Source organism: Pseudoduganella sp. RAF53_2 (assembly GCF_052113985.1).
Lineage (GTDB): Bacteria > Pseudomonadota > Gammaproteobacteria > Burkholderiales > Burkholderiaceae_D > Rugamonas.
This window is the reverse complement of sequence record NZ_JBFRDW010000223.1, coordinates 1-8589: the sequence shown is the minus strand read 5'-3', so window position 1 is coordinate 8589 and position 8589 is coordinate 1. Positions and strand designations below refer to the sequence as shown.

Genomic DNA, 8589 nt, shown 5'->3' with positions numbered 1-8589 from the left:
CTGCATCTCGCAGTCGAGGACCGCGTGGTCTATCCTGCCTTCGCCAGTTCCGGCCGGCCGGAACTGGCGGCAATGGGCCGCTTCTATCAGGAGGAAATGGGCGACCTGTCGCGCAAGTACACCGAATTCGCCACGCGCTGGAACCTGGCGAACCGGGTGGCAAACAATCCGGCCGGCTTCCGCGACGAGGCGAATGCGATTTTCAAGGCCCTGTTCCTGCGCACCAAGCGCGAAGAAAGCGAACTGTATCCCGCCTACGCCCGGCTGTAAGCGACATATTGCGCCGGCGGCTTCCCCAGCGCCTTGCGGAACATGAGGATAAAACCTGTGACCGATTCATATCCAAGATCGTCCGCCACACGCTGCACGGACGCGCCCTGGCGCAGCCACTGCATCGCCAGCATCAGGTGCAGTTGCTGGCGCCATCGGCCAAAAGGCATACCGGTTTCCTTCATGACGCGGCGCGTGAAGGTGCGCTCGCTCATTGCCAGACGCTCTGCCCATTCCGCGGCCGTGCCACGCTCGCGTGGACTGGCCAGCATGGCGTCCAGCAGAACACGCAGCGGTCTGTCTTGCGGCACCGGCACCGTCCATTGTTCGGTCGGCGCCGCGCGCAGGAGGTCCAGTGCCACGCCAACCAGGCGTGACTGCGCGCCGTTAGGCGGATACTCGGCGGGCCGTTTTGCCAGCTCCTTGATCATCTCGCCGAGCAGCTGGCCCGGCACCAGCAGGCAGGCTTCGGTTGGCAGGCCCGCCATGCCGTCCTTCACGAACAGGACACAGACGCTGCTGGCGGTCTCAAAACGCGCACTGTGCAGATGGCCCGGCGGTATCCAGATGGCTGCGCCGGGAGCCGCCAGCAGCAAATGCCCTTCGACGTCGCAGGTCACACCGCCACTCAGCACCATGACCAGCTGCCCGCAGCGGTGGGCATGCGCAGGCAGCGCTTCGGTCGGCGCGGAGATCGTTACCTCAATGGCATACGTCAGGCTGCTGAACTGGTCAGCATCAACAAAGGTGTGAGGATGGTGAGGCACGTTTATAAGTTGACCGGTTTGTCGTATCACCTGACATCTTATTAAGACTCCGCGCCGAGAGATATCACTAAACTGTAGAACCCTTAAATCCAACCACGAAAGGAAAAACAAAGATGTTTCAGCGAGTAGTTATGACAGTCCTGGTGGCCTTCGCCGTTGCAGGATGCGCCGCCGAACAGGCAAGCGAAAAAGTAGCGGTAGGAAGCGGCCAGCAAGCCAAAGTCACGTGCACCGTCGATGACGATGCACCTTCAGTTGGCAGCCGCATTCAGCGTAAGAACTGCAGCTGATATCAGGCGGCGCCGCGGGCGAGAGGATTGGGCGTCGGTTCTGCGACCTTGACCAGCAGATTGCGGTCGGTGTGGTGGAACGGCTCGTCTTCCTTGCCGCGCAGGAGCATCACGGTGTCTTCTTCATAGCCCCAGGTACCGTCATCATTGATGGTGACCTTGATGCGGTACTCGGTGGTCTTGAAGCCGAATTCCAGGAAAGGATTGGAGCAGATGCCGTAGGTATTGCTTTCGCGCTGAGCCACCAGTTCAAAGGATTTCGCATCCGGCGCCGCAGTACCGGAAGCCATCGCGATCTGGCCACGCGGAATGGCGAGAGTCTGGATTACGGTGTTGGTCGCGGGTTCCCACAGCCAGTAGCCGACCTGTTCGTGATAGGTCTTGATGTTGTCCGGCTTGTTCACGATCAGCACATAGCGCAGACCGTAGAACAGCTGCGGTCCGTTGGTGACAGGATCGATAGGCTGCAGCTCGATGCGCTCGACGTAAGCCTGTTTGCGCGGACCATCGGCCTTGGGCTTGATGTCCAGTCCGCGCTTGCCTTCCCAGATGCCCGCCATGGCGCGCAAGGGACCGAGATTATCGAGGGTGTTGGCGTCCAGTGGGGACGGTTCGGTGTAGATGTCGTTGGAATATTCGCTCATCCGGCAATTATAGCCGGTGCCAGCAAGGCCGCGATCTCCTGCGGCGCCACCGGCTTACCGTACAAATAGCCCTGCGCTTCATCGCAGCCGTTCTGTTGAAGGAAGCGGCGCTGCTGCTCGGTTTCCACACCTTCCGCAATCACCCGCTTATGCAGCTGGTGCGACAGCGAGATGATGGCGCGGGCAATCGCCTGGTCGTCTTCGCTGGTGCCCAGGTCGCGCACGAAAGACTTGTCGATCTTCAGGCGCGCAATAGGAAAGGACTTCAGCGCCGACAGGCTGGAATAGCCGGTGCCGAAATCGTCGATGGACAACGAAACACCCATCTCTTCCAGTTCGCGCATCTTGGCCACGGATTGCGCCACGTCGCGCATGATCAGGCTTTCCGTCACTTCCAGCTCCAGCCATTGCGCAGCAAGGCCGCTGGCACTCAGCGCATTCGCCACGCGCGCAACCAGACGCACGTCTTCGAACTGGCGCGGCGACACATTCACCGAAATGCTGATCGGCTCCAGACCTTCATCCTGCCATTCGCGCGCCTGGCGGCACGCTTCGCGCAGCACCCACTCGCCGATCGGCAGGATCATGCCGCATTCCTCTGCCATTGGTATGAACTGGTCCGGGCTGATATTGCCGCGCTCAGGATGCTGCCAGCGCAGCAGCGCTTCCACACCGAAGATGTGGCCATCATTCAGGTCCACCTTGGGCTGATACACCAGGCGCAGCTGCTGCTCATCCAGCGCCTTGCGCAAGCCGTCCATCAGCAGCAGCTTTTCCTCCAGCGTGGCGTTCATCTCGCGCGTATAGAACTGGCAGTTGTTCTTGCCGCTCTCCTTGGCGCGGTACATGGCCATGTCCGCATGCATCATCAGCGTATCGGCATCGCGGCCATCGCGCGGATAGACGGAAGCGCCGATACTGCAGCTGACCTGCATTTTCTGCCCTTCCAGCACGATGGGTTCGACCACGGCGGTGAGAATCTTTTCCAGCAGCGGCACCAGCGCCGAAGGGCATTCGTCCACATGCGGCAGGATCAGTACGAATTCGTCGCCGCCGAAACGCCCAACGGTATCGTTGCGGCGCACGCAGTCCACCATGCGGCCCGCCACCACTTTCAGCAGCTCGTCGCCGGCATTGTGGCCGAGCGTGTCGTTCACCAGTTTGAAGCTGTCCAGATCGATGAAGGCCACCAGAACGGATTGCCCTTCCCGTTCGGCCTGCAGCACCGCCTGTTGCAGGCGGTCGGCGATCAGGCTACGGTTCGGCAGACCGGTCAGCGTGTCGTGGTGCGCCATGTGAACGATACGCGCTTCATTGCGCATGCGCTCACTGATGTCGCGCACGATGGCAACCACGCCGCCTTCCACCCCCACCACCTGCCAGGCCAACCATTCCGCATTCAGCTGCGGCATGGCGTTCTGCGCTTCCTCATGAAAGACGCCGCCTTCGGTAGTGATCTTCACCAGGCGTTCGAACATGCCGTTGTGGCGCGACGCCGGGAGCCAGGTGCAGAAGGATTGGCTCATCAGCTCAAGCTTGCTGCGGCCGGTCAGTTGCTGGGCACGCGGATTCACGGCGGTGAATTTGAAATCGACAATGGTGCCAGCCTTGTTGCGAATGGCACGCAGCACGAAGAAGGCGTCCATATTCGCTTCCGACGCTGCCGCATAGGTTTCCTGCGCACGGCGGATACGGCGGCGTGCTTTGGCGCCTTGCCAGGACCAGATCCAGGCCATCACCGCCAACAGCAGCAGCACGCCGCTGGCCATACCGGCCTCGCGCAAGTGTTCGCCCCGCTGTTTGCGGAAGCCGGCCATCTGTTCGTCCTCGGCCAGGCCGGCAAACACGCTCAGGTTGTAGCCGCGCATCGGGCGCAGCGCCGTGTAGCGCAGCACACCATCCCAGGGACTGGCAAGCGCCACCTTGCGCGCGGCCATCAAGCTCGAATCGACGGACTGCCCCCACGACACCTTGTCGCCCACGCGCATGCTGCGCACCACATTGTCCGGCCCCGCGAAACCCAGCATGCCGTGATCGCCCTGGCGCGAACGCTCGTAGGCACTAGTGAAGTAAGCCGGGTCGATCTCCACAATCACGATGCCCGCGAAATTGCCTTCGCTATCATCCAAGCGGCGCGTGAAATGCAGGTGCCATTCCTGATTGGCCTTGTCGCGCATGGTCTGCGCCACGAAGGTGGTGGTGGTCCTGGCGTTGCGATGGAACTTGAAATAGCTTTCGTTCGCCACATTGATCGGCAACGCAGGCGGATTGCTGGCCACTGTATTACCCTGAGCATCCACGATGCCGACCACGAACACCAGGCCGGACGGCAGCAGGCCGTGCGAGCTCAGTTCCGGCAAGGCGCCCAGCGGGCCTTTGCGCTCGGCCGCGTACTTGAGCACTTTCAGCGTCTGCTCGATGCCATTCATGCTGCGCGCCACCTGGGCTTCGTAGGTGTCGATCAGCTCCAGCACGGATTCGGCGGCAGCGGCCTGCGCGGCCGCCTGTTCTGCATCGATGAAATGGAAAGTCGCTGCCCAGATGGCTGCCAGCAGCACAATGGCAAACAGGGGCAAGGACACGTGGGTGTCCAGCCCCATGCGCAGCCAACGCATCGCTTTCACATTACGCCGGGCCATCAGTGCACCACCAGCACGACGCGCACACTGTTATCCAGCGCGCTGCGCTCGATGTAGCCGATCATGGCCGGGTTGTCCGCCACCAGCTTGCGCACCGCTGCGCTATTCGGCAGCTCGCGCGGCGGCTGGCCACGGCCCGTGAAAATCATCTTGGTCCAATAGGCTTTCATCAGCGCCGGACTGCGATTGGCCACCTTGGCGTAAAACTCGTCGCGCAGCGGCGAGCCCACGCTCAAGTCGATAGCGCTGGCTTCGCGGCCATCCGGGAAGCGCAGGGAATCGGCCAGGAAGATATCGGCCACCTGGTCGGCGCGCATCGTGGTGACCGGGCTCCTTGCGGAAACGACCACGACCAGTTCGGCCGCTGCGGCCAGGCCTGCGGACATGGTCAGGCCTAAGCCTAATACCAGTGTGGCAGTTAAAGACTTGATCATCGCGCCCTCCTTCAGAACACGAAATCCACTGCGACGCTGGTCACGCCGAAGCGATGACCCGAGCGGAAGCCTGGTTGCACGTTGTCCAGCGTGCCGCTGGTGCCGCCATGCGGGCGAACGGAATCGTATTGCAGTTTGAAGGCCGCGGACGAAGCGAAGTCCCAGCGCAGGCCGGCGCTGGTGCTTTCCTGCACTGCGATCTGGCTCAGCAGGCCATTCAGGCCGCCGTTCAGCGCCATCGCGGCAGCCGCCATCGGCGCCGGCAGGCCTGCGGTGGACAGGCCGTCAATATGCGTGTCTCCGTTGCTCACCACTTTGCTGAAGGTCGCATAGGGCGTCAGCGCGCCAAAGCGGTAGCCGCCGCTGACATAGCCGGCCGTCTTGTCGCCCAGGAAGGAGCGCGCATTCACGCGGGCCACTTCGCCCATCAGGAACCAGGCGCCCGGATCATAATTGGCGCCGAGGCTAAACACAGTGGCGCGCTTGTCATCGGTATCGTAACGTGCAGCCAGCGCCTCGCCTTGCGGACCAAACTGGCGCAGGCCGTCGAACAGCTCGGTCGCCAGTCGCATATGCAGCTGGCCTTTCATCGCCGAGGCGCGCACACTGAGATCGCCAATACGGCTGGTGTTGGTGATACCAGCCAAGCCGCGTGCGTGGGCACGCTCGTTTTCGGTGACATTCATCGAGGTGCGGCCGAACACCAGCTGCGTTTCATTGCGCACACCTAAGGCATTCCAGCGATAGCTGGCATCGACACCATCGCTATTACTGATGGGGAGCGAGGAATACAGTTCAATCGGCGTGCGGACCCATGGCAGCGCGTAGCCGGCCTTGCGATAATCGGCCACCAGGAACAGCGGCAGCGCGATACGCCCGACACGCACGCTGAGATCCGGCGTGGCCTGATATTTGATGTTGGCCCATTCGACCACAGGCGTGTACGATCTGGTCAGATTGCGCTCGGCCACCACCTGCAGCACGGCCGACCAGCGGGGAGCGATATTGACGCCGAGCTGGGCGCCGAGGCGGCTGTCCACGTCGGCGCTCCAGTCGTGGCTATGGCCTGCCATGCCGGGGGTCAGCGGATTGGCCGAGAAGTCTGCATTGTGTTCACTTGAGCGCACCATGCTGGCTGTACCGAATCCGCCAAAGGTCCAGGTGCTGGCATCCCCCTGTTCGGCGTGAACAAAGGTTGTGGCAAGCATCAAACAGAGTGGCAGGGATCGGTGCAGCTTTGGCATCATGTCGGAATCGGCAATATCAGAGAACGCGCGTGCACAATCGCGTGCAAGCACGTGGCGTTTTTTAGCTTTGTACAGAGAGTAAGCGGCGGTTTTCCGATGATCGGAGCCGCAAAAAGACTAAGGCACGGGCTCTGGGTGCCGATGAATTCTCACACTTTATAACAGGCTTTTGTGACTGTCGAGAAATTTCCCTAGAGTACCGACACTAGCTTTATGGAAACAACATTATGAAAAGCACAATGGTGGCACGCCAGCTTTCCTGCGGCACTCTGGTGCTCAATTCGAAGCGGGAACTGCTGCTCTGCCATGTCACCGGCACGGCAAATTGGGACATTCCGAAGGGCTTGCAAGATCCCGGCGAGGAACCCTTGCAGGCGGCGCGCAGGGAGCTGTTCGAGGAGGCGGGACTGAGTTTCGACGAGGAGCTGTTCCACGATCTCGGTGCGTTCGATTATCGCCCCGACAAGCGCCTGCATCTGTTCAAGGTGGAGGTCGGCGACCAGCTGTGCAGTCTGGATCATCTCCAATGCACCAGCTTTTTTCCGCACCATGTGACGGGAGAAATGACGCCGGAAGCCGACGGTTTCCGCTGGGCCAGCCGCGACGAAGTGCGTACGCTATGCTGGCCCCGTATGGCCCAGCGGCTGATGTCGCTGGACTGGTAACGCCTGATTAATACTGGCGGTTTGGCTGCTGCGGCGGCGTGGTGGCGCCGTCGTCATGCACGCGGTCGTTCGGATTCGGGCGGTCGCCTACGGCCGGGTTCATGCGGTTACGGGCTGCGTCCGAAGCGTTGGGATCAACGGTTGGCACAGGCTCGCGGTAGGTCGAGCTGCCGGTAGTGCCGGTCGTGCTGCTGCCGGAAGTCGCCGGTGGCGTCTGCTGATTCTGGTACAGCTGATCCTGCTGACCTTGCTGACCCTGCTGGTTCTGCTGATATTGCTGGTTCGGCGGATAAGTGCCGGTGGTGCTGCTGTCCGTGGTGGTATTGGCGCTGCTGCCAACCCGGCCCTGCTGCTGGTCCATGGCCGAGCTGCCGGTCATGCCCGAGGTGCTGGTGCCGGAAATATCGTCATTCGGGCAGCCTGGCATGCCGGAGCGGCCCGCCTGGTTGCAATCGACTGCGCCGCGCGAGGTGGCGCTGCTGCCCGTCGTGCCTGCGCTGCTGCTGCCGGACGTGGTGTGGTGTTTCTTGGCGTGGTGTTTCTGCTTCTTCTTCGTGGGGCTGGCGTTCTGGGTTTGCTGGTCCGTGCCCTGCGTGGCGTTCGATTGGGCGAATGCAGTGCTGCTGGCCAGCAAAGCCGCGACGACGAGTGCGTATCTGGTCCTCATGATTGCTCCTTTCTCTTCCATAGGAATGCCTCTGGGGCGAGCAAAAATTGTCCCACCGTAGTGCCATCGCTTGAGTAGGAGTACACGCCGCAGTCAGGTCGGAGCAGACCGCCTGCATTGCTGAGTCAGGAACCGCCTGCGCAGCGGATTGTGGTGCCCGTCATATACGACGCGGCAGGCGATAGCAGCCAGGCAATCGCCTCGGCTATTTCTTCCGGTTCGGCAGGACGCCCCATCGGCATGCCGGGTAATTTGCGCTGCAAGCGGTCAGGCTGGCCGCCCGCGGCGTGGATAGTGGTGTTGGTAAAGCCCGGCGCCACACCGCACACGCGGATGCCTTCCGGCGCCAGTTCCTTGCCCAGACCCATGGTGAAGGTATCGACGGCGGCCTTGCTGGCGGCGTAGCCGATATAGTCATTCGGGCTGCCCGACGTGGCCGCCGTCGACGACACGTTGACGATGACGCCGCCCTGGCCCGCGCGGCGGAAGGCGTCCACCGCGTGGCGCGAGCACTGCATCAGGCCAAGGACGTTGATGTCGAACACGCTGGCCAGTGCGGCCGGATCGCAGTCCATGAATTTGCCCAGGCCGCCCGTAATGCCGGCGTTATTGACGAGTCCACCCAGCGGGCCAAGCTCACGCTCAACGACGGCAAAGAGGCGCGCGATCTGGTCGGGCGCCGCGACGTCGGCCTGCACCGGCAAGGCCTGGCCGCCTTGTGCGCGGACGGCCTCCACGACCGCATTGGCGGCGCCTTCGTCGCGCTGGTAGTTCACGGCCACGGCCCAGCCGTCGCGGGCGGCGCGCAGGGCGGTGGCGGCGCCGATGCCGCGTCCGGCGCCTGTCACGAGCAATACTTTACCCATCAAATCTCCAATCCATCTGTTTTCACGATGCTTAACATCGAAATATATAGGCTTACACAATAGTTCGGACCAGACTAATATTCACTCATCGCTTCTCCGG

The 8589-nt window shown here is 62.0% G+C and carries 9 protein-coding genes; 2 read left to right on the top strand and 7 right to left on the bottom strand.

Annotated features, from left to right (window positions below):
• The coding region (locus tag AB4Z11_RS14755) for a hemerythrin domain-containing protein (RefSeq protein ID WP_442026001.1) at positions 1–270 on the top strand (270 nt) is incomplete at its 5' end.
• Here the strand turns inward: AB4Z11_RS14755 and AB4Z11_RS14750 are convergent.
• From AB4Z11_RS14750 to AB4Z11_RS14730, 5 genes are all read right to left on the bottom strand, one after another.
• The gene (locus tag AB4Z11_RS14750; protein ID WP_442026000.1) at positions 255–1037 is read right to left on the bottom strand and encodes an AraC family transcriptional regulator; all 783 of its coding nucleotides are present in this window, start codon (positions 1035–1037) and stop codon (positions 255–257) included. The genes AB4Z11_RS14755 and AB4Z11_RS14750 overlap by 16 nt on opposite strands.
• Positions 1038–1329: 292 nt before the next feature.
• Positions 1330–1971, bottom strand: coding sequence for an FABP family protein (locus tag AB4Z11_RS14745; protein WP_442025999.1), 642 nt, complete (start codon positions 1969–1971; stop codon positions 1330–1332).
• Entirely contained in the window at positions 1968–4610 is a 2643-nt protein-coding gene (locus AB4Z11_RS14740; protein ID WP_442025998.1) for a bifunctional diguanylate cyclase/phosphodiesterase, read from the bottom strand. Before AB4Z11_RS14740 ends, AB4Z11_RS14745 begins: the two co-directional genes overlap by 4 nt.
• Positions 4610–5044, bottom strand: a complete 435-nt coding sequence (locus AB4Z11_RS14735; protein ID WP_442025997.1) for a phosphate ABC transporter substrate-binding protein — start codon at positions 5042–5044, stop codon at positions 4610–4612. The genes AB4Z11_RS14740 and AB4Z11_RS14735 overlap by 1 nt, the downstream gene beginning before the upstream one ends.
• A gap of 11 nt (positions 5045–5055) precedes the next feature.
• Positions 5056–6252 (bottom strand): hypothetical protein, encoded by a 1197-nt coding sequence (locus tag AB4Z11_RS14730; protein WP_442025996.1) that lies wholly within the window; start codon positions 6250–6252, stop codon positions 5056–5058.
• A 266-nt stretch (positions 6253–6518) separates the two neighbouring features.
• Here AB4Z11_RS14730 and AB4Z11_RS14725 point away from each other — a divergent pair, with 266 nt between their 5' ends.
• Positions 6519–6956: an NUDIX hydrolase gene (locus AB4Z11_RS14725; protein ID WP_442025995.1), complete on the top strand. Its 438-nt coding sequence runs from the start codon at positions 6519–6521 to the stop codon at positions 6954–6956.
• 7 nt (positions 6957–6963) lie between these two features.
• Here the strand turns inward: AB4Z11_RS14725 and AB4Z11_RS14720 are convergent, their stop codons facing one another.
• Together AB4Z11_RS14720 and AB4Z11_RS14715 are read right to left on the bottom strand one after the other, a co-directional pair.
• Positions 6964–7623, bottom strand: coding sequence for a hypothetical protein (locus AB4Z11_RS14720; protein WP_442025994.1), 660 nt, complete (start codon positions 7621–7623; stop codon positions 6964–6966).
• 125 nt (positions 7624–7748) lie between these two features.
• Positions 7749–8489 (bottom strand): SDR family oxidoreductase, encoded by a 741-nt coding sequence (locus tag AB4Z11_RS14715; protein ID WP_442025993.1) that lies wholly within the window; start codon positions 8487–8489, stop codon positions 7749–7751.
• Positions 8490–8589 lie beyond the last annotated feature (100 nt).

Coding starts and splice junctions, on each gene's coding strand:
- AB4Z11_RS14725 (WP_442025995.1), top strand. CDS start 6,519: ATGAAAAGCACAATGGTGGCACGCCAGCTTTCCTGCGGCACTCTGGTG.
- AB4Z11_RS14730 (WP_442025996.1), bottom strand. CDS start 6,252: ATGCTTGCCACAACCTTTGTTCACGCCGAACAGGGGGATGCCAGCACC.
- AB4Z11_RS14720 (WP_442025994.1), bottom strand. CDS start 7,623: ATGAGGACCAGATACGCACTCGTCGTCGCGGCTTTGCTGGCCAGCAGC.
- AB4Z11_RS14735 (WP_442025997.1), bottom strand. CDS start 5,044: ATGATCAAGTCTTTAACTGCCACACTGGTATTAGGCTTAGGCCTGACC.
- AB4Z11_RS14745 (WP_442025999.1), bottom strand. CDS start 1,971: ATGAGCGAATATTCCAACGACATCTACACCGAACCGTCCCCACTGGAC.
- AB4Z11_RS14715 (WP_442025993.1), bottom strand. CDS start 8,489: ATGGGTAAAGTATTGCTCGTGACAGGCGCCGGACGCGGCATCGGCGCC.
- AB4Z11_RS14740 (WP_442025998.1), bottom strand. CDS start 4,610: ATGGCCCGGCGTAATGTGAAAGCGATGCGTTGGCTGCGCATGGGGCTG.